This window comes from Roseibium sp. QJM3NY_11 (genome assembly GCF_056173175.1).
On record NZ_CM149660.1, the window covers coordinates 909,281 to 930,168 of the forward strand.

At 64.1% G+C, this 20,888-nt stretch carries 19 protein-coding genes; 17 read left to right on the plus strand and 2 right to left on the minus strand.

Annotated elements, in window-relative coordinates; all coding sequences use genetic code 11:
* The first annotated feature begins 13 nt into the window (after positions 1 to 13).
* The 17 genes from AC0VX3_RS04215 (at position 14) to hpxZ (ending at position 18,315) form a co-directional block, all read left to right on the plus strand.
* A complete protein-coding gene (locus tag AC0VX3_RS04215) occupies positions 14 to 1,639 on the plus strand; it encodes an ABC transporter substrate-binding protein (RefSeq protein WP_475523671.1) in 1,626 nt (541 codons plus the stop codon).
* 5 nt (positions 1,640 to 1,644) lie between these two features.
* A complete protein-coding gene (locus AC0VX3_RS04220) occupies positions 1,645 to 2,670 on the plus strand; it encodes an ABC transporter permease (protein ID WP_342895669.1) in 1,026 nt (341 codons plus the stop codon).
* Positions 2,667 to 3,545, plus strand: coding sequence for an ABC transporter permease (locus tag AC0VX3_RS04225; RefSeq protein ID WP_475523672.1), 879 nt, complete (start codon positions 2,667 to 2,669; stop codon positions 3,543 to 3,545). The genes AC0VX3_RS04220 and AC0VX3_RS04225 overlap by 4 nt, the downstream gene beginning before the upstream one ends.
* Positions 3,542 to 5,194, plus strand: coding sequence for a dipeptide ABC transporter ATP-binding protein (locus tag AC0VX3_RS04230; protein ID WP_475523673.1), 1,653 nt, complete (start codon positions 3,542 to 3,544; stop codon positions 5,192 to 5,194). Before AC0VX3_RS04225 ends, AC0VX3_RS04230 begins: the two co-directional genes overlap by 4 nt.
* A gap of 24 nt (positions 5,195 to 5,218) precedes the next feature.
* Positions 5,219 to 7,042, plus strand: coding sequence for an allophanate hydrolase (atzF, locus tag AC0VX3_RS04235; RefSeq protein ID WP_475523674.1), 1,824 nt, complete (start codon positions 5,219 to 5,221; stop codon positions 7,040 to 7,042).
* A 19-nt stretch (positions 7,043 to 7,061) separates the two neighbouring features.
* Entirely contained in the window at positions 7,062 to 8,039 is a 978-nt protein-coding gene (locus tag AC0VX3_RS04240; protein WP_475523675.1) for an isopenicillin N synthase family dioxygenase, read from the plus strand.
* A 258-nt stretch (positions 8,040 to 8,297) separates the two neighbouring features.
* On the plus strand, positions 8,298 to 9,410 hold the full coding sequence (locus tag AC0VX3_RS04245) for a BMP family ABC transporter substrate-binding protein (protein ID WP_475523676.1): 1,113 nt from the start codon (positions 8,298 to 8,300) through the stop codon (positions 9,408 to 9,410).
* A gap of 121 nt (positions 9,411 to 9,531) precedes the next feature.
* Positions 9,532 to 10,647 (plus strand): ABC transporter permease, encoded by a 1,116-nt coding sequence (locus tag AC0VX3_RS04250; protein WP_475523677.1) that lies wholly within the window; start codon positions 9,532 to 9,534, stop codon positions 10,645 to 10,647.
* Positions 10,644 to 11,567, plus strand: coding sequence for an ABC transporter permease (locus AC0VX3_RS04255; RefSeq protein WP_475523678.1), 924 nt, complete (start codon positions 10,644 to 10,646; stop codon positions 11,565 to 11,567). The genes AC0VX3_RS04250 and AC0VX3_RS04255 overlap by 4 nt, the downstream gene beginning before the upstream one ends.
* Positions 11,568 to 11,578: 11 nt before the next feature.
* A complete protein-coding gene (locus tag AC0VX3_RS04260; RefSeq protein WP_475523679.1) occupies positions 11,579 to 12,598 on the plus strand; it encodes a formamidase in 1,020 nt (339 codons plus the stop codon).
* Between the two features lie 5 nt (positions 12,599 to 12,603).
* On the plus strand, positions 12,604 to 13,341 hold the full coding sequence (gene biuH / locus AC0VX3_RS04265; protein WP_475523680.1) for a biuret amidohydrolase: 738 nt from the start codon (positions 12,604 to 12,606) through the stop codon (positions 13,339 to 13,341).
* On the plus strand, positions 13,338 to 14,879 hold the full coding sequence (locus AC0VX3_RS04270; protein ID WP_475523681.1) for an ABC transporter ATP-binding protein: 1,542 nt from the start codon (positions 13,338 to 13,340) through the stop codon (positions 14,877 to 14,879). The genes biuH and AC0VX3_RS04270 overlap by 4 nt, the downstream gene beginning before the upstream one ends.
* Complete coding sequence (locus AC0VX3_RS04275) at positions 14,879 to 15,559, plus strand: cysteine hydrolase family protein (RefSeq protein ID WP_475523682.1); 681 nt, start codon at positions 14,879 to 14,881, stop codon at positions 15,557 to 15,559. Before AC0VX3_RS04270 ends, AC0VX3_RS04275 begins: the two co-directional genes overlap by 1 nt.
* On the plus strand, positions 15,556 to 15,741 hold the full coding sequence (locus AC0VX3_RS04280) for a DUF4089 domain-containing protein (protein ID WP_342895657.1): 186 nt from the start codon (positions 15,556 to 15,558) through the stop codon (positions 15,739 to 15,741). Before AC0VX3_RS04275 ends, AC0VX3_RS04280 begins: the two co-directional genes overlap by 4 nt.
* Positions 15,738 to 17,147, plus strand: a complete 1,410-nt coding sequence (locus tag AC0VX3_RS04285; protein ID WP_475523683.1) for an AtzE family amidohydrolase — start codon at positions 15,738 to 15,740, stop codon at positions 17,145 to 17,147. Before AC0VX3_RS04280 ends, AC0VX3_RS04285 begins: the two co-directional genes overlap by 4 nt.
* A gap of 11 nt (positions 17,148 to 17,158) precedes the next feature.
* Positions 17,159 to 17,929, plus strand: a complete 771-nt coding sequence (locus AC0VX3_RS04290; protein WP_475523684.1) for a 5-formyltetrahydrofolate cyclo-ligase — start codon at positions 17,159 to 17,161, stop codon at positions 17,927 to 17,929.
* Positions 17,929 to 18,315: an oxalurate catabolism protein HpxZ gene (gene hpxZ, locus AC0VX3_RS04295; RefSeq protein WP_475523685.1), complete on the plus strand. Its 387-nt coding sequence runs from the start codon at positions 17,929 to 17,931 to the stop codon at positions 18,313 to 18,315. Before AC0VX3_RS04290 ends, hpxZ begins: the two co-directional genes overlap by 1 nt.
* An 88-nt stretch (positions 18,316 to 18,403) precedes the next feature.
* Here hpxZ and AC0VX3_RS04300 read toward each other — a convergent pair whose 3' ends face one another.
* Together AC0VX3_RS04300 and AC0VX3_RS04305 are read right to left on the minus strand one after the other, a co-directional pair.
* Positions 18,404 to 19,642, minus strand: a complete 1,239-nt coding sequence (locus AC0VX3_RS04300) for a saccharopine dehydrogenase family protein (protein WP_475523686.1) — start codon at positions 19,640 to 19,642, stop codon at positions 18,404 to 18,406.
* A gap of 51 nt (positions 19,643 to 19,693) precedes the next feature.
* Positions 19,694 to 20,791 (minus strand): carboxynorspermidine decarboxylase, encoded by a 1,098-nt coding sequence (locus tag AC0VX3_RS04305; RefSeq protein WP_475523687.1) that lies wholly within the window; start codon positions 20,789 to 20,791, stop codon positions 19,694 to 19,696.
* Positions 20,792 to 20,888 lie beyond the last annotated feature (97 nt).

Genomic DNA, 20,888 nt, shown 5'->3' on the forward strand with positions numbered 1-20,888 from the left:
ACAGGGGATTGCTATGACCTATGAAACATCACGCCGCGGCTTTCTGACCGGCGCCGGAGCAACGGTTCTTGGTGCCTCCGTCCTGCCGTTCCTGAAGGTGCTGCCGGCTTCGGCGGCCGGCAGCGACGTGGTGGTTGCCGTCACGGGCCAGACCATCAACAGTCTCGATATTCACCGCACGGGCACGAACCGGCCGAGCTACCAGGTGGCGGTGAACGTCTACGACAGGTTGGTCAGCTTCGGCACCAAGACGCTTGAGGACGGCAGCCTGTCCTACGACTATTCCGTGATCGAGCCGGAGGTGGCCGAGAGCTGGGAGACCACGGACGACGGCATGGCGATCGTCTTCAAGCTCCGGCCGGAGGGCAAGTTCCAGGACGGTTCGCCGATCACCGCGGAAGATGTGAAATGGTCTTTCGACCGCGCGGTCAGCGTCGGCGGTTTCCCGACGGTGCAGATGAAGGCCGGTTCGCTTGAAAAGCCGGAGCAGTTCGAGGTCGTCGACGAGTTCACTTTCAAGATCAATCTCTTGCGCAAATCGAAACTGACCCTGCCGGATCTTGCGGTGCCGGTGCCGATGATCATCAACGCCAAGGTGGCGCGCGAACACGCGACCGAGGACGATCCCTGGGCGATGGAGTATCTCCACAAAACCCCGGCCGGATCGGGGGCCTTCAAGGTGGCCGCCTGGAAACCGGGCGAACAGCTCGTCTACGAGCGCAACGATGGCTGGACCTCCGGACCCGTGCCGGCAGTCCAGCGGGTGGTGCTGCGCGAGGTTCCGAGCCCGGCAACGCGGCGCGCGCTGCTGGAGCGTGGCGACGTCAATATGTCCTTCAACATGCCCAACAAGGACGCCAAGGAGCTGTCGGGCACCGAAGACATCACCATCGCCACCACACCGATCGAAAACGCGATCTACTGCCTGTGTCCGAACCTCTCCTTCGAGCCGTTCAAGGACAAGAGGGTCCGGCAGGCGATCGCCTGGGCGGTGCCTTACGAGGAAGTGTTCCAGACTGCCGCTTACGGCCGGGGCGCACCCATGTGGGGCGGGGCGTCGGCAACGCCGGCCGATATCGCCTGGCCGCAGAAGTTTCCCTATGCCAACGATCTCGAAAAGGCCAGGGCCCTTCTTGAGGAAGCCGGTTACGGCGAAGGCTTCGAGGTGCCGCTGTCCATCGACCTGTCCCAGAGCGACTGGATGGAGCCTGCCGCGCTGCTGATCCAGGAAAACCTGGCGAAGATCGGCATCAAGGCCACCATCGAGAAGATTCCGGGCGCCAACTGGCGCACCGCGTCTCTGGTCGAAAAACGCCTGCCGCTGCACCTTGAAACCTTCGGCGGCTGGCTGAACTACCCCTGCTACTATTTCTTCTGGGCCTATCAGGAGGGCCATCTCTTCAACTCGTCGAACTACCGGAACGAGGAGATCGAGGCGTTGACGTCGGAAGCGCTGCACATGTCGGTCGACGACCCGGCGTATGCGCCCAAGATCAAACGCATGATCGAAATCGTCTGGGACGAGGTGCCGCGCATTGCCCTGTGGCAGCCGGCGCTCAACGTCGGTACGCGCAGTCTTGACGGCTACGAGTACTGGTTCCATCGCCAGCTCGACGTCCGTGGCCTGAAGAAGGCCTGACGGCAATGACCGGTCGCCTGTCGACAATCGGGCTAAGGATCACACACGCCATTCCCGTGATCCTGGGGGTTGTCGTGGTCAGCTTCCTGCTGACCCGCGCCCTTCCCGGCGACCCGGCCGTCTATTTCGCCGGGGCCGCGGCCGACGAACAGTCGATCGCGGAGGTCCGCACGGCGCTCGGGCTCGACAGATCGCTTGCGGAACAGTTCCTGGTCTATGCCGGGGGCGTACTCACCGGGGATCTCGGCAATTCGCTGTCGAGCGGGCAGCCGGTGCTGCAGGATCTGGCCAACCGGCTGCCGGCGTCCCTTGAACTCACACTGACGGCGCTGCTGCTTTCCTGCAGCATCGCCATTCCGCTCGGCGTGCTGGCAGCGACACGCCCCGGGTCGGCAGTCGATCACCTGTGCCGTGTGCTCGTTACGGCAGGGGTGTCGCTGCCGACCTTTTTTACCGGTGTGGTTCTCATCTACGTGTTCTACTACCTGCTCGGCATCGCGCCGTCGCCGCTCGGTCGGCTCGATTTCATCTACATCGAACCGGCGCATGTCACCGGGTTCTACCTGATCGACGCGGCGATTGCCGGGGACTTTGAAACCTGGGTCGGTGCGCTCAAGCAGCTTGTGCTGCCGGCGACGACCCTGGCGCTTTTCACGCTGGCGCCGCTGGCCAGGATGACCCGGGCCGCCATGCTGAGCGCGCTCTCCTCCGACTACATCAGGACCGCGCGCGCCGCAGGCCTGACGGAGGACAAGGTGCTGTTCACCTATGCCTTCCGCAATGCCCTGCTGCCGGTGATCACCACGCTCGGCATGGTGTTCTCCTTCACCCTGGGGGCCAACGTCCTCGTCGAGAAAGTGTTCGCCTGGCCGGGTATCGGATCCTATGCGGTCGAGGCGCTCGTCGTCTCCGACTATGCCGCCGTGCAGGGCTTCGTTCTGGCCATGGCCCTGCTGTTCGTCGCGCTGAACCTTCTGATCGACCTGACCTACACGCTCATCGACCCCCGCATCGGATTTGAGACCAAATGAGCGATCTGGCCACCTCCACCACCACGCAAACGGACGGCACGCTGGCCCATGTCGCCTATGTGCTGCGTTCCAACCCGGTGACACTGCTGGCCTTTGCCATGTTCGCGGTCCTTCTGGTGGCGGCGATCCTCGGACCGGCGCTCGTGCCCTATGACCCCATGGCCTCGAACGCGGCGCTGGCGCTCCAGCCGCCGTCCTTCGACCACTGGTTCGGGACCGACAACCTGGGCCGGGATGTCTTCAGCCGCGTGATCGTCGCGACCCGGCTGGATCTGGCGATTTCGGTCGCTGCCGTGGCGCTGTCGTTTCTGATCGGCTCGGTGCTCGGCAGCATCGCAGGCTACTGGGGAGGCTGGATCGATACGGTGCTCAACCGGCTGTTCGACACGATCATGGCCTTTCCCCTGTTCGTCCTGGCCATGGGCATCGTCGCGGCGCTCGGCAACACGATCGAGAACATCGTCTACGCCACCGCGGTCATCAACATTCCCTTTTATGCCCGGCTGGTCAGGGCGGAAGTCAACATCCGCCGCGATGCCGGCTTCGCCCAGGCGGCCAAGCTCGCCGGCAACTCCGACATCCGGGTCCTCGCCCTGCACATCTTTCCCAACGCGCTGCCGCCGATGATGGTGCAGGTGTCGCTGAACCTCGGCTGGGCAATCCTCAACGCCGCAGGGCTGAGCTTCATCGGCCTGGGTGTGCGCCCGCCGACAGCCGAGTGGGGCATTCTGGTCGCGGAAGGCGCCAACTTCATCGTGTCCGGTGAATGGTGGCTGGCGATCTTTCCGGGACTTGCCCTGATGTTCGCCGTGTTTACCTTCAACCTCCTGGGAGACGGGCTGCGCGACATCGTCGACCCCCGGCAACGCTCATGAGCCTCCTGTCGATCAAGGACCTGAAGGTCTCCTTCAAGACCCGGCGCGGCGATGTCGAGGCGGTGCGCGGCGTGTCGCTGGATGTCGCCAAGGGCGACGTTCTCGGCATTGTGGGCGAATCCGGATCCGGCAAATCCGTCACCTCCTACGCGCTGATGCGCCTTCTGGAGAGCAACGGCCGCATCACCGGGGGCGCCTTGAGCTATGGCGGCATCGACCTGCGCACGGTTCGCGAAAGCGCGATGCGGGATCTGCGCGGCCGGGAATTCTCGATGATCTTCCAGAACCCGCGCTCGGCTCTCAACCCGATCCGCAAGGTCGGCCACCAGGTCGAGGACGTGCTGCGCCGCCATTCCAGGGCGACGCGGTCGACCGCGCGCAGGGAAGCGATCAGGGCGCTTGAGGCGGTCCGCATCCGCGATGCCGAAGCGCGCTACAACGCCTATCCCTTCGAGCTCTCGGGCGGCATGTGCCAGCGCATCGTCATCGCGCTGGCGCTCGCCTGTGACCCGAAGCTGCTGATCGCCGACGAGCCGACCACCGGCCTCGACATCACCACCCAGAAGACCGTGATGGACCTGATCGCGGACCTGATCGCCGAACGCGGCATGAGCGCCATCGTGATCACCCACGATCTCGGTCTGGCCGCACAATACTGCGACCGCATCGCGGTGATGAAGGATGGCGAGGTTGTCGAGGAGGGATCGGCCGAACGCCTGTTCTCGGCGCCCCGGAACGCCTACACCCGCAAGCTGGTGGACGCGACCCCCCGGGCCGGTGCGTCCGTGCGGTCCCTGTTGCCGGCGGAGCTGCGCACGCCGGCGCCGGTTCTGGAGCCGATCCGGGCGCCTCTTCTGGAGGTGCGTGATCTGGTGAAGACCTATCAGGGCAAATCCGGGCCTGTGCATGCGGTCAAGGGCATCAGTTTTTCTGTCGGGAAGGGCCAGAGCGTCGGCCTCGTCGGCGAATCCGGCTGCGGCAAGTCGACGACCTCTTCCATTCTCGTGCGCCTCGCGGACCCGACCAGCGGGGAAATCCTCTTCAACGGCGAGGATCTGGCGAAGACACCCGCAAGAGATTTCGCCCGCGATCCGAGACGTCCGAAGATCCAGATGGTGTTCCAGGATGCCACCGACAGCTTCAATCCCCGGCATACCGCCCGGCAGTCCATCGGCGAGCCGCTGGCGCGCCTGACAGGATTGCCGGCCAGGCAGCGCCGGGACCGCATCGGGGAACTGGCGGACCTTGTCGGCCTGCCCCGGCCCCTGCTCGACCGGTTTCCGCACCAGCTTTCTGGAGGGCAGAAGGCGCGCGTCGGCATCGCGCGGGCCATTGCTGTCGATCCGGAGTTCCTCATTCTGGACGAGCCGACCGCAGCGCTCGACGTGTCCATACAGGCGATCGTGCTCAATCTTCTGGTCGACCTCAGGGCCAAGCTCGGCATGAGCTACCTCTTCGTCAGCCATGACCTGCATGTCGTCCGGCTGCTCTGCGACCATGTCATCGTGATGCGGGACGGGGAAATCGTCGAGGAAGGGCCGGTAGACCAGGTCATGGAAACGCCTGCCCATCCCTACACACAGGAACTGCTGGCCGCGGCGCCGGCCCCGCCCGTTCTGGCGGAGCCGGCCAGCTCCGCCGCCGAATGAGAACAAGAGACATTGAGGCAAAAAATGTTCGATCTTCCCTTCACGTTTTCGTCCCTTGAAGCCGCCTATGCGGGCGGGACGGCCCCTGCGGATATTGTCGAGGAAGTGTTTCGGCGGATCGAGGCCATCGGCGATCCCGGCATCTTCATTCATCTGCTCGACAAGGAAGAGGTGCTCGAACAGGCCGCAGAACTCGGCGCTTTCGATGCCGCGAAGCCGCTCTGGGGCATTCCCTTTGTCATCAAGGACAATATCGATGCCGGCGGCAAGCCGACGACGGCCGGCTGCCCGGCTTACACGTACCAGGCCGGTGAAGATGCCTTTGTGGTCGGAAAACTGCGGCAGGCCGGCGCGCTGCTGATCGGCAAGACCAACCTCGACCAGTTCGCGACGGGCCTCGTTGGTGTGCGTTCGCCCTTCCAGCCGCCGAAGAACGCCGTCGATCCTGCGATGGTGCCTGGCGGTTCGTCCTCAGGGTCGGCGGTCGCGGTCGGCCACGGCATCGTCAGTTTCTCCCTCGGCACGGATACGGCCGGGTCCGGCCGCGTGCCGGCGGCGCTCAACAACATTGTCGGCCTGAAGCCGACGCTTGGCGCCCTGTCCGCGACCGGCGTCGTGCCCGCCTGCCGGACACTCGACACGATCTCGATCTTCGCGCTGACCGTGGCGGACGCCTATACCGCCTACCAGGCCGCTGCCGGCTATGACGAGCAGGACGCCTATTCCAGGCCTGTCGGGATTGCGGACCTGTCGCCGGTGGCCGCCGGTCTGCGGATCGGTATCCCCGACAGCGCGTCCATCGAGTTTTGCGGCGACAGCGTCCAGGAAACCTCCTTCCGCGACACGGTCGCGCTTCTGAAGGCGGAGGGAGCGGACATCGTCGAGGTCGATTTCACGCCGTTCTACGATGTCGCGCACATGCTCTACGAGGGCGCATGGGTCGCCGAACGCCATACGGTCATCGAAGACCTGATGAAGGAAAACCCCGAAGCGGTTCATCCGGTGACCCGGAAGGTCGTCGGTGCCGCACTGGACCTGAGCGCGACCGACGCCTTCAGGGGCTTTTACAGGCTGAAGGAGCTCGCCCGGAAGACCGAGCCGGTGCTGGCGAAGCTGGATCTCCTGTGCGTGCCGACAATGCCGACCTTCTACAGCGTGGCGGACCTGGAAGCCGATCCGATCGGCCCGAACTCGCGCAATGGCACCTACACCAATTTTGTGAACCTGCTCGACATGTGCGGCCTTGCCGTGCCGGTGTCGCCGCGGTCCGACGGGCGGCCGGGAAACGTGACCCTGCTGGCCGCTGCGGGCCGCGACGGCTTCCTGGCTTCGCTCGGCACCCGGCTGGAGCAGGTGGCGCCGCACACGCTGGGGGCGACCGGCTGGGCATTGCCGGCACCATCGGATCTGCTGCCTGCTCCGAGCCCGGGAGAGATCGCCATTGCGGTGTGCGGGGCGCATATGTCCGGCATGGCCTTGAACGGCGAACTGACCGGACGCGGCGGACGTTTCCTGCGCGCCGCGCAGACCAGCGATGCCTACACGCTGCATGCACTCGCCGGCGGCCCGCCGAAACGTCCGGGCCTCGTGCGCGGTCCGGCCGGCTCCGGCACGGCGATCGAGCTGGAAGTCTGGGCGCTGCCGGCCACGGAAGTCGGCGGGTTTCTGGCCGGTATTCCGGCGCCGCTCGGACTGGGCACGGTCGAGCTTTCAGAGGGCACGAGCGTGACCGGTTTCATCTGCGAAGCCGCAGGTCTGCAGGGCGCGGAAAACATTTCCCATCTTGGAAGCTGGCGAAAGTTCATCGCCTCCGCAGCGGTGAACCAGCCCGTTGTGGCGGCAGAATAAGATTGGAGAGGAGCGGGCAATGGACGATCTGGATCTACCGATAATCGATCTGATGCCGCTGGTTTCCGGAGCGCCGGGAGGACTTGAAACCGTCGCCGCTCAGCTCGGCCGCGCCGCGCGCGAAACCGGCTTCTTCTACGTGAAGAACCACGGCGTCGAGCAGGCTCTGATCGAGCGCGTTTTTTCGGCGGCCCACGCGCTCTTCGCGCAGCCGCTGGACGCCAAGATGGCGCTGAGGAAAGACTTTTTCAGAACCAATCGCGGCTATGTGCCGATGAAGGGTGAAAACCTCGATCCGGCCCAGCCGTCAGATCTCAAGGAAGCCTTCAATATCGGCCTGGACCTTGCCGCGGACGATCCTAAGATCCGCGCCGGCGAGCCGTTCCGGGCCGTCAATCAATGGCCCGACCTGCCCGGCTGGAAAGACGCCGTGCTGACATATTTCAACGCCGTCTGGGCGTTGGGGCGGCTGATGCACCGGGCGGTCGCCGCCGATCTCGGCGCGGATCCGGACTTCTTCGAAGACAAGCTCGATGCGCCGATGGCGACGCTTCGGCTGCTGCACTATCCGCCGCAACCCGCCGGGGCGGAAGCCGGACAGATCGGCGCGGGCACCCATACGGACTACGGCAACATCACGATCCTGCTGCCGGATGCCGTCGGCGGCCTGGAAGTGCGCAAGAGAGACGGCGTCTGGCTCAAGGCGCCGACCATCGAAGGCGCCTTCGTCTGCAATATCGGCGACTGCCTGATGCGCTGGACCAACGATGTCTATGTGTCCACGCCCCATCGGGTGGTCAATTCCAGCGGGCTCGAGCGCTATTCGATCGCCTTCTTTCTGGACCCGAATCCGGATGCGACCGTTGCCTGCCTGTCGACCTGCCTGCAGCCGGGAGAAAGCCCGAAATATGCGCCGGTCTCCGGGGCGGAGTACCTAAAATCCAGACTCGATGCCAGCTACGAGCCGGTCAAGGCATCGGCCAGCGGCCCCGGGTGAGTGGGTAAAAATTAGACAAAATAGGAAAATGCTTAAATCTTGGGCGGAAACGTTGGTGGCGAGCAAGCGAAATGGCTTGAGCCGGCAGCCCGGGGAACGGGAAGGAAAGAGAAAGTTACTGCAACGTCAACGCTTTGTCCCGGAACGGTCTGTTGATCCGGGAACACAGGGAGTTGGCACAGGGATTGCTCGTTTTATGCAAAGGCAGGACGGAGCCGGGCGGATGTCGCATGGCTTTGTCAGAATACGGAGGACGTCATGTCAAAATTCGAAATTTCACGCCGCACCATCCTGAAATCATCCGCAGCGGGCCTTGCCGCGCTGTCCTCGGCCGGTCTGCCGCGTCTGGCGCATGCGTCGGACCTGACGGTCGGCATCGTCTATGTCGGTCCGCGCGACGACTTCGGCTGGAACCAGGCCCATGCCGTCGCCGCAGCGGCCCTGAAGGACGTGCCCGGCGTGACAGTCGTCGAGGAAGAGAACGTGCCGGAGACCATCGCGGTCCAGAAATCCATGGAGTCCATGATCAATCTGGACGGCGCCAATCTGATCTTCGCGACGTCCTTCGGCTACTACAAGCCGTTCGTGCTTGATCTGGCGGCGAAATACCCGGACGTGGAGTTCCGGCATGCCGCACCGCTGTGGACCGAAGGGGATCCGAAGAACGCGGGCAGCTACTTCGGCTATCTCGATCAGGCGCACTACGTAGATGGCGTCGCCGCCGGGCTGTCGACGACCAGCAACAAGCTTGGTTTCGTCGCCGCCAAGCCGATCGGCACGGTCCTGCGCAACATCAATTCCTTCCTGCTGGGCGCGCGCAAGGTCAATCCGGAGGCCACGGTTCAGGTCATTTTCACCGGCGAATGGTCGATGCCGGTGCGCGAGGCCGAAGCGGCCAACGCCCTGGTCGATGCCGGATGCGACGTTCTCACCTGTCATGTCGACGGGCCGAAAGTGGTGATCGAAACCGCCGAATCGCGCGGCATCAAATGCTGCGGCCACAATGCGTCCCAGGCCCCGCTCGCGCCGAACGGCTTCATCACCGGGGCGGAATACAAGTGGGAGACGATCTACAAGATGTTCGCCGCCGACCTCGCCGAAGGCGAACCGCTGCCGAACTTCACCGGTGGCGGCTTCAACGTCGATTTCGTCCGCTCCACGCCCTATGGCGCCGGCGCCACGGAAGCTGCGATCGCCGCCGCCGATGCGGCCCGTGCGGACGTCAAGGCCGGCAAGCCGATCTTCGTCGGTCCGATCAACAAGCAGGACGGTTCTCCGCTGCTGGCGGCGGGCGCCAGCCTCGACAACTACGAACCGTCCCTCGACCAGACCGACTACCTGATCGAAGGCGTCGTCGGCTCGATCACCTGAGCCCACGCGCAAGCCTGCCACACCCGATGTCCTGTTCGCGAACCGGGCCCGGGTGTGGCCGAAGCCTCGGCGCAGCCGCCCGCAGATGTCGTGGCGGCCGCCCAATCATCAGGGAAAAGGTATGGCAGATACCACGGAAACGCCCGGCATCACCGTTCGATCCAGCCTGACGGCCGATCTTCTCGACAGGATCGGGCGCTCGGCGGAACATGTGGTCATTCCGCTCCTGGCGCTGATCGTGTCGGGCTGCCTTTTTTCCCTGTTCCTGCTGGCGGTCGGCAAGTCTCCGGTCGACTTTCTCTCGCTCGTCTGGCGCGGCGGCTTCGGGACCAGCTTTTCCTGGCAGAACACGCTGGTGCGGTCGGCGCCGCTCATTTTCACGGCGCTGTGCGTGGCCATCCCGGCGCGGCTCGGGCTGGTCATCATCGGCGGGGAGGGCGCGCTGGTGCTCGGCGGCTTCGCCGCCGCCGCGATTGCGATTCCCATGATCGACTGGGCGCCCAGCTTCCTGCTGCTGGGCGTCATGGCGCTCGCGGCCATGGTGGCTGGCGGGCTCTGGATCGGCTGCGTCGGCGCGTTGCGCCACTATCGCGGCGTCAACGAAACGATCGCGTCGCTGCTGATGTTCTACATCGCCGTCTCGATCCTGAATTTCTTTGTCGAGGGGGCCCTGCGCGATCCGTCCGACCCGAACAAGCCGTCAACGCGGCCGATCGGCTCGGACAACATGATCGGCGCCATTCCCGGAACGGATGTGCATTGGGGGCTGCCGGTCGGCGTTGTCCTGTGCGTCCTGCTCTATCTCCTGATGAACCGGACCACCTTCGGCTTTGCCGCGCAGATCGCCGGCGGAAACCTGAGGGCGGCACAGGCGCAAGGCCTGCCGGTCGGCCGGCTGGTGGTGGTGTCCTGTGCGCTCGCCGGCGCCTGTGCCGGTCTCACCGGTTTCTTCGAGGTTGCCGCCATTCACGGCAAGGCCAACGCCTCGCTGATCGCCGGCTACGGGTTCACCGGGATCCTCGTCTCGTTCCTGGCGCGCCACAATCCGCTGGTGATCGTGCCCGTGGCGATCTTCCTCGGCGGGATCGCCGCCTCGGGCGGACTGATCCAGCGGCGCATGGACCTGCCGGACGCCACGGTGCTGGTGCTGCAGGGCTTGTTGTTCCTGGTCATTCTGGTCTCGGAAACCTTCTACGGCCGGTTTTCCATCTTCAAGCCGAGGGGCAGAACCCGATGAGCGACGATCCCGGCCTCATGACTGTTCTGCTGGCGATGTTCGCCGGAGCCATCAGGGTCTCGACCCCGTTTCTGTTCGTCAGCCTCGGCGAATTGCTGACCGAGAAATCGGGGCGCATCAACCTGGGGCTGGAAGGCACGCTGGTGTTCGGCGCCATGTCCGGCTACGCGATTTCCTACCACACCGGCTCGCCCTGGCTCGGGGTGCTGGTCGCCGGTATCTGCGGGTCCGGCTTCGGTGCGCTGCATGGCTACCTGTGCAAGCTGCCGAAGGTCAACGACATCGCCATCGGCATCGCCCTGATGCTGTTCGGGACGGGCCTCGCCTTCTTCTTCGGCAAGGCCTACATCCAGCCGTCCGCGCCGCGCCTGCCCTCGCTGTCCTTCGGTGCCTGGAGCGATCATCCCGGCGTGCGGCAGGCCCTTGAAATCAATCCGTTGTTCCTGCTGGGCATCGCGCTGGCGGTGTTCCTGTGGTGGGCGCTGAAGAATACCCGCTACGGCCTGACAATCCGCACGACAGGCGACAGCGCGCCGGCGGCCCTGGCGCTCGGCATCGACGTCGACAAGGTCCGGCTGCTGTCGACCATGGCGGGCGGGTTCTTCGCCGGCATCGGCGGGTCGTTCCTGTCGCTCTATTATCCGGGCAGCTGGACGGAAGGCATGTCGTCCGGACAAGGCCTGATGGCGGTCGCGCTGGTGATCTTCGCAAGGTGGAACCCGCTCGCCTGTTTCTGGGCGGCGCTGCTCTTCGGCGCGGCCGGTGCGCTCGGCCCGGCGTTGCAGTCCATCGGCATCTCGCGCGGCTACCACTTCTTCAATGCGGCGCCCTACATCCTCACTCTTCTGATCATGATTGCGAGCACCTCGCCCCGGCGTTCCCTCAAGGGCGCGCCGGGCGAACTCTCGATCACCAAATAAGGAGCCACGACATGAGCGGACTTGGCGGACTGAACAAAGCCCCGAACGGCGTGGTCCTCGGCATGGTGCAACTGCAGCTGCCGACCGTGGTGACGCAGACGGACCTTGGCGAGCAGACGCAGGTGATCGTCGACATGGTGGCCAAGGCACGCCGCAACATGCCGAGCATGGACATGGTCGTCTTCCCGGAATACGCCCTGCACGGCCTGTCGATGGACACCAATCCGGACATCATGTGCACGCTCGACGGTCCGCAGGTGGCCGCCTTCAAGCAGGCCTGCGTCGACAACGATATCTGGGGCTGCTTCTCGATCATGGAGCGGAACACCGGCGGCATGCCCTATAACTCGGGGCTGATCATCGACAACACCGGAGAGCTGAAGCTCTATTACCGCAAGATGCATCCCTGGGTTCCGGTGGAGCCGTGGGAGCCGGGCGACCAGGGCATTCCGGTGATCGACGGTCCGAACGGCTGCAAGATGGCACTGATCATCTGCCATGACGGCATGTTCCCGGAGATGGCCCGCGAATGCGCCTACAAGGGGGCGGACATCATGATCCGGACGGCCGGTTACACGGCCCCGATCCGCGACAGCTGGAAATTCACCAACCAGTCCAATGCCTTCTGCAATCTCATGGTGACCGCCAATGTCTGCATGTGCGGCACGGACGGCACCTTCGACAGCATGGGCGAGGGCATGATCGTCAATTTCGACGGCACCATCCTGGCCCATGGCACCAGCGGCCGGCCCAACGAGATCATCACGGCCGAGGTCCGCCCGGATCTTGTAAGGGAGGCGCGCATCACCTGGGGCGTTGAAAACAACATCTACCAGTTCGGCCATCGCGGCTACGTGGCCGTGAAAGGCGGGGCGCAGGACTGTCCCTACACCTACATGACGGACCTGGCCGCGGGCCGATACCGCCTGCCCTGGGAAGACGACGTCGTCCACACAGACGGCACGTCCTGCGGCTTCGAGGAGTCGGTGCGGGTGTTCGGCGAAAAAGCCCTCAGCGACGCGGCGGAGTGACCGGCATGAGACTTGTGCAATCCCCGAGTGTTGAAGGGATCAGGGGGCAGGTTGCCGCAGATCCCTATGCCTGGCCCTATAACGGCGATCTCAGGCCGGAAAACACGGCACTGATCATCATCGACATGCAGACCGACTTTTGCGGCAAGGGCGGCTATGTCGACAGCATGGGCTACGACATCGGCCTGACGCGGGCACCGATCGAACCGATCAGCCGGGTGCTCGCCGCGATGCGGGCCGGGGGCTATCACATCATCCATACCCGGGAGGGGCACCGGCCCGATCTCGCCGACCTTCCCGCCAACAAGCGCTGGCGCTCGCGCCAGATCGGGGCGGGGATCGGCGATCCGGGGCCTTGTGGCAAGATCCTCGTCAGGGGGGAACCCGGCTGGGAAATCATTCCCGAACTTGCTCCGGTCGCGGGCGAACCGATCATCGACAAGCCGGGCAAGGGGTCCTTCTGCGCGACGGACCTGGAACTGCTGCTCAGGACCCGGGGCATCGACAACCTGATCCTGACGGGCATCACCACCGATGTCTGCGTGCACACCACCATGCGCGAGGCCAACGACCGCGGTTTCGAATGCCTGATCCTGTCGGACTGCTGCGCGGCGACCGACACGGGCAATCACGAGGCGGCCCTTAAGATGGTGACCATGCAGGGCGGGGTTTTCGGCGCGGTCGCCGACAGCGAGACGCTGCTGGCTGGATTGCAAGGTGTTTTGCGGGAGGCCGCACGATGAGTGCCGCGGAAAAAGCCGCACCGGAGCCGCGGTCCGTCGGTGTCGAAACCATCGGCATGACCAAGGTCTTCGCCGGCCTGACCGCGCTCGATAACGTCTCGATCCGGGTGGCACCCGGGTCCTTCCATGCGCTGCTGGGCGAGAACGGTGCGGGCAAGTCCACCCTCGTCAAATGCATGATGGGCTTCTACCAGCCGACAAGCGGCACGATGCTGGTCGGCCAGAAAGAGGTTGCCGTTCCGAACCCGCGGGCGGCGCATGCCCTCGGGATCGGCATGGTCTATCAGCATTTCACGCTGGTGCCGTCGCTGACGGCGGCGGAAAACCTTGTCATCGCCCGGGCCGACACGTCGGCCGTGATCGACTGGAAGAGGGAACGCAAGGCACTCAATGCCTTTCTCGAGACTACGCCGTTCAAGGTGCCGCTGGATGTCGCCGTTTCGGGTCTCTCCGCCGGGGAAAAGCAGAAGCTGGAGATCCTGAAGCAGCTCTACCTCGACCAGCGGTTCCTGATCCTGGATGAGCCGACCTCGGTGCTGACCCCGGACGAGGCGGACGAGGTGCTCGGGCTTCTGCGCGGCATGACCGAGACGGGCGAACTCACCATCCTGATGATCACCCACAAGTTCCGCGAAGTGACGGCCTATGCCGATGACGTCACGGTTCTCAGACGTGGAAAGGTGGTTGGTAGCGGACGGGTTCAGGACCTCTCGGTTCAGGACATGAGCCGGATGATGATCGGCGAGACGGAGATCCGTGCGAGTGCCGCACGGGCCGCCCGGCCGGGCAAGACCCTGAAGCTCGAACTGGCTGGCCTGTTCGCCGATGACGATTGTGAACTGCCGGCCATCGAGGCGATCAGCCTGAAGATCCACGCGGGTGAGATCCTTGGTATTGCCGGCGTGTCCGGCAACGGCCAGTCCGAGCTGATCGAGGTCCTGTCCGGTCAGCGCCAGCCGACCGACGGGCGGATTTTCATCGACAAGCAGCCCTATGAGCCGGAACGGGGCCAGATGGACCGGTTCAAGGTGTTCGGTTTTTCCGAGGAACCGCTGAAGAACGTCGCCGTGCCGCGCATGAGCGTTGCGGAAAACATGGCGTTCCGGACCTTTGACAAGACGCCGATATCGCCGTTCAGGGGCTGGCTGTCGCCGCCGCCGATGCGCAAGCGCGCGCGCGAACTGATTGCCGCCTACCGGGTCAAGACGCCGTCGACGGAAGAGCCGATCGAAAACCTGTCCGGCGGCAACGTGCAGCGGGCGATCCTGGCGCGGGAACTCTCCGGCGAGGTCGATATCCTGATCGTCGCCAATCCGTGCTTTGGGCTGGACTTTGCCTCGGTCGCCGAAATCCGGGCGCAGATCATGGATCAGCGCAACAAGGGCGCCGCCATCCTGCTGGTGTCCGAAGACCTAGACGAAATCCTCGAACTCGCCGACACGGTTGCGGTGATGTCGGAAGGCAGGATCACCTACCAGGCGCCGATGCCGGAAACGGACCGGGCCACGATCGGCCATGCCATGGCGGGGCATCCCTGATGATCAGGGTTGACGCCGCACCTTTTGCGTTCACTTTCGACTCCGCCGCAACGGCGCTTGTCGTCATCGACATGCAGCGCGATTTCATCGAGCCGGGCGGGTTCGGCGAGACCCTGGGCAATGATATCTCCCACATGCAGAGGGCCATTGCCCCGACCGCGAGGCTGCTCGCGCTGTTCCGGGCCAACGGCTGGCCCGTCATCCATACGCGCGAGACCCATGCGGCGGACTTGAGCGACTGTCCGCCGGCCAAGCGCGAACGGGGCAGCCCTGCGCTTCGGATCGGCGACACCGGGCCGATGGGCCGGATCCTGATCCGGGGCGCGCCCGGCGCGGAAATTATCAGTGAGTGCGCCCCCGTTGCCGGTGAGATCGTCATCGACAAGCCGGGCAAGGGCGCCTTTTACGCGACCGGCCTGAGCGCTGTCCTGCAAGGGCTCGGCGTCAGAAGCCTCGTCTTTGCCGGGGTGACCACGGAGGTCTGCGTGCAGACGACCATGCGCGAAGCCAATGACCGGGGCTACGAATGTCTCTTGATCGAGGAGGCGACCGAAAGTTATTTTCCCCAGTTCAAGGCGGCGACGCTCGAGATGATCCGCGCGCAGGGCGGCATCGTCGGCTGGACGGCACCGCTGGCATCATTCGAACAATCCGTCAAACGCCAATCGGAGCAGGCATGAGCACTGAATTCGACGCCAAATCCCACGTTGCCCACATGGAAAAGGTCATGGGGCTGACCATCGAGGACGACTGGAGGCCGGTCGTCGAAGCCCATATGGCGGCGACGCAGAAAGCCGCCGAACTGGTCCTGTCGTTCCCGCTTGCAGACGACATCGAAGCCGCTCCGGTGTTCGAGGCATGAGCATGCTTCCGGAAACGGCGACCGGGATCGCCGCCGCCGTCGGATCGGGAGAGCTGAAGGCGACCGACGTCGTCCAGGCGTCGCTGGCGCGGATCGAGACGCTCAACCCGGCCTTGAATGCGTTCACCGATGTGAGTGCCGACCAGGCCCTGGCCGATGCCGAAAGCGTCGATGCGGCCGTCGCCGGAGGAGCGGATCTGCCACTCGCCGGAGTGCCCTTCGCGGTCAAGAACCTGTTCGACATCAAGGGCGTGGTGACGCGGGCCGGATCGAAGATCAATCTTGAAAACGCTCCTGCGACCGCCGATGCGACACTGGTTGCGAAGCTGCGCAAGGCGGGTGGCATCCTGGTGGGCGGCCTGAACATGGGCGAATACGCCTATGACTTCACCGGCGAAAACGCCCATGACGGCAATTGCCTCAACCCGCACGATCCAAGCCGGATGAGTGGGGGTTCCTCTTCCGGATCCGGCTCGGCGGTGGCAAGCGGCATGGTGCCGGTCACGCTGGGCTCCGACACCAACGGCTCCATCCGGGTGCCGTCGTCCTTCTGCGGCCTGTTCGGGCTGAAGCCGACCTATGGTCGCCTGTCGCGGCATGGCACCTATCCCTTTGTCGGCAGCCTCGATCATCTCGGCCCGCTGGCACGTTCGGCAAGGGATCTGGCGCTGGTGTTCGACACGCTGCAGGGACGCGACGCGGGCGATCCGGCCCAGGCGAACCGGCCTCCTCTGGCAACGCTCGAGGGACTGCCAGGGCAGACCGACGGATTGCGGATTGCGGTCGCCGGAGGCTATTTCAAGCAGAAGGCCGAACCGGAAGCCCTAGCCGCCGTTGACGCTGTCGCCGCTGCGCTGGGGGTCACGGCCGAGATTGACATTCCCGAGGCCGCGAGGGCGCGTGCGTCCGCCTATGTGATCACGGTGGCGGAAGGCGCCAGCCTTCATCTGCAGCGGATCACCAGCCGGCCGCAGGACTTCGATCCGGACACGCGCGACAGGTTCCTCTCCGGCACCATGGTGCCGGCCGTCTGGGTGCAGCAGGCACAGCGCTTCCGCAGCTGGTTCCAGGCGATGATGCGCGGCATCTTCGAGCACGTCGACGCCATCCTGGCACCGGCAACGCCGTTTCCGGCGCTTGCCTCCGGCACGACGACCATCACGCTCGACGGGGAAACCATGCCGGCGCGGCCGAACATCGGGCTGTTCACGCAGCCGATTTCCTTCATCGGCCTGCCGGTGGTCGCCGTGCCGGTCTGGCTTGAAGGAGCGTCGCTTCCGATCGGCGTCCAGGTGATCGCGCCGGCCTGGCGGGAGGATATCGCACTCAGGATTGCCGACCGGCTGGAACGGGACGGCATCTGCCAGGCGCCGTTCGCAACGCCGCGGGCGGAACTTGCAAGCTGATGGAGACGGTCATGGAAGACGGGCGCTGGGCGGGCAGGAACCAGGACAAGGACAGGATCCGGCAGGCGGTCTGGTCCGGCCTGAAGGAAAGCGGGACCGGCATCGGGCCGGCCTTCAGTTGCATCCCGAATTTCGCCGGCGCGGATCTGGCGGCGCGCAACCTGGCCCGGCTGCCGCAATGGCGGGCGGCGAATATCGTCAAATGCAATCCCGATCCGCCGCAGATTCCGGTCCGGCTGCGCGCGCTCTATGAGGGCAAGATCGTGTATGCGCCCGTTCCGGAACTGCTGAAACCGTTTCCTTTCGTGCGGCTGGACCCGGACAGGCTTGCGAAGAAAGGCATCCAGTTCGAGCTGGCGGCGACCTCGCAGGGCTTTGTCGAACATGGCGAGCCGGTCGAGTTCGAGGACATGGAACTGCTGGACTTCGTCGTGGTCGGCTGCGTTGCGGTCAGCCGGCTGGGCGCACGCACGGGAAAGGGCGGCGGCTTCGCCGATCTGGAACTCGGCATCTTCCGCGAACTTGAGAAACTGAAGCCGGACACGCCGATCACCACCACCGTGCATTCCTCGCAGGTGGTCGACAATGACCAGTTGGTGATGATGGGCCACGACAGCGCGCTGCACGCCATTGCCACCGAGACGGATCTGATCGAGACCGGAACGTCCTTCGCGCAGCCGCGCGGTGTTGCCTGGGACGAGGTGCAGCCGGACCAGTACCGGGACATTCCGTTCCTGAAGACATTGCGCGCGCGCATGGAAACCGAAGGAAACCAGGACTGATGGAGATCAATATCGCGGCGGTGAAGGCAGAGGTCGAAGCCGTTTTCAAGGTGTATGAGACGGCACTGGTGAGCAACGATGTCGAGACGCTGGACCGGCTGTTCCTGAACGCGCCGACCACGATCCGCTATGGCGGCGGCGAAAATCTCTACGGCTACGCAGACATCGCCGCCTTCCGCTCCGCCAGGGAGGGCGGCAATCTCGAGCGGAGGCTGGCCAGGACGGTGATCACCACCTATGGCACCGCCTTCGCGACGGCCTCGACGCTGTTTTACCGCGAGAGCGCCCCCGGCAAGGTCGGCCGCCAGATGCAGACCTGGATCAGGACGGATGCCGGATGGCAAGTCGCGGCGGCCCATGTCAGCGTGATCGACGACCGCGGCTGACCGGCGGCGCGGGGGTCTTCCGGGCCGCCGGCTTTTTTGTGTCCTCTGCCGGAGGAGCCTTGAGTTGTCCGACGGACAGACCAGGGTCTTAAAACGTGATCGCCCGGTCGCCCTCGGCGTCCCTGATGCGGGTCGGCAGGCCGATCCGGTTGAGGATGCCCAGGAACGGATGCGGCGGCAGTTCTTCCACGTTGGCCATCTTGTTCACGTCCCACTCGCCGGTGGCGACCAGCATGGCTGCGGCGACCGGCGGCACGCCCGCCGTATAGGATATGCCCTGGCTGCCGACTTCCTCGTAGGCTTCCTTGTGATCGGCCACGTTGTAGATGAACACCTCGTGATCCTTGCCGTCCTTGATGCCCTTGACGAAGTCGCCGATGCAGGTCTTGCCGGTGTATTCGGGTGCCAGTGAGGACGGATCCGGCAGGCAGGCCTTGACCACCTTCAGCGGCACCACTTCCAGCCCTTCCGCCGTGGTGACCGGCTTTTCCGACAGGAGGCCAATGTTCTTCAGGACGGTGAAGACGTTGATATAGTGTTCGCCGAAACCCATCCAGAAACGCACATCCGCGCCGTCCATGTTCTTCGACAGGGAATGAACCTCGTCGTGTCCGCAAAGATAGGCCTTGCTCTTGCCGACAACCGGCAGGTCATATTCCTTGCCGATCTCGAACATCCTGTTCTCCTGCCATTTTCCCTTCTGCCAGGAGTAGACCGTGCCGGTGAATTCGCGGAAGTTGATCTCCGGATCGAAATTGGTGGCGAAATACTGCTGGTGGCTGCCCGCATTGATGTCGACGATGTCGACCTCGGTGACCTTGTCGAGATAATCGTCCTTGGCAAGGCGGGCATAGGCGTTGACCACACCGGGGTCGAACCCGGCTCCGAGAATGGCGGTCACGCCTGCCTTTTCGCACTCCACGGCGCGCTTCCATTCATAGTTCGCGTACCAGGGCGGGGTTTCACAGATCTTGCCCGGCTCTTCGTGGATCGCCGTGTCGATATAGGCCGCACCGGTCTTGAGGCAGGCGCTGAGCACCGACATGTTCAGGAAGGAGGTGCCCACATTGATGACGATCCGGGAGCCGGTCTTTCGGATCAGGTCCGCGGTGGCGTCGATATCGAGCGCGTTCAGCTCATGCCCTTCAAGGACACCGGGCTGTTTCAGCGCGTCTTTCTCATGGACTGTCTTGATGATGGCGTCGCATTTGGACTTCGTGCGCGACGCGATGTGAATATCGCCGAGAACATCGTTGTTCTGCGCGCATTTGTGCGCCACCACCTGGGCGACGCCGCCGGCGCCGATGATGAGAACATTCTTTTTCATTGGATCCCGTGCCTTCCTTGAAACTTGAAGGGAGAATTTTCGAGCCAGATCTCAGGACAGGCTCTGCTCGTAATCCCGGTAGGTGAATTCGCGAACGGACGTGATCGATCCATCCAGGTCCTTCACGGCGATGGCCGGCATTTTCACGCCGTTAAACCAGTTCTTCTTGACCATCGTATAACCGGCCGCATCCTGAATGGACACACGGTCACCGGTGCGGAGCTTTTCGGGAAAGCGAAATTCCCCGAAAATATCCCCGGCAAGACAGGACTTGCCGCAGATCATGTAGGCATGATCGCCTGCGTCCGGTGTCACCTTGGCGTTTTCGCGGTAGATCAGCAGGTCCAGCATATGCGCTTCGATGGACGCATCGACGACCGCCAGGTTCTTGCCGTTGAACAGCGTGTCCAGCACGGTTGTCTCCAGCGTGGTGGAGTTGGTGATCGCGGCTTCTCCCGGCTCCAGATAAACCTGGACGCCATATTTTTGAGAAAACGCCTTCAGCCGGTCGGCAAACAGATCGAGCGGATAGTTCTCACCGGTGAAGTGGATGCCGCCGCCGAGACTGACCCACTCCGCCTGTTTCAACAGGGCGCCGAACCTGGTTTCGATGTCGCCGAGCATCCGGTCGAACAGGGAAAAATCGCTGTTCTCGCAGTTGTTGTGGATCATGAAGCCGCTGATCCGGTCCATGACCTTTTCCACCTTTGCCGGGTCCCACTCGCCGAGCCGAGAGAACGGCCGGGCGGGATCGGCCAGATCGAAGCTGGACGAGCTGACCTGAGGATTGAGGCGCAGGCCGCGCACGATGCCCGCGGACTTGTCGGCAAATCGCTCGAGCTGGCTGATCGAGTTGAAGATGATCTTGTCCGCATGGGAGATCACTTCATCGATTTCGTAGTCGGCATAGGCGACCGAATAGGCGTGCGTCTCCTTGCCGAAGCGCTCGTGACCGAGGCGGACCTCGTTCAGGGACGACGACGTGGTTCCGTCCATGTAGTCGCGCATGAAATCGAACACGCACCAGGTTGCGAAGCACTTCAGCGCCAGCAATGCCCTGGCGCCCGAGCGTTCCCGCACATAGGCGATCTTCTCCAGATTGCGGAGCAGGCCCGCCTTGTCGATCAGGTAGTATGGGGTCTGTAGCATTGATGTCTAACGCCGTTGTTGAATGCGGCCCGTCGCAGGACCAGAGCCGCATCTGAAAGAGTGACCGGACACACCCAGACTTCAATCAGGCCTGAAC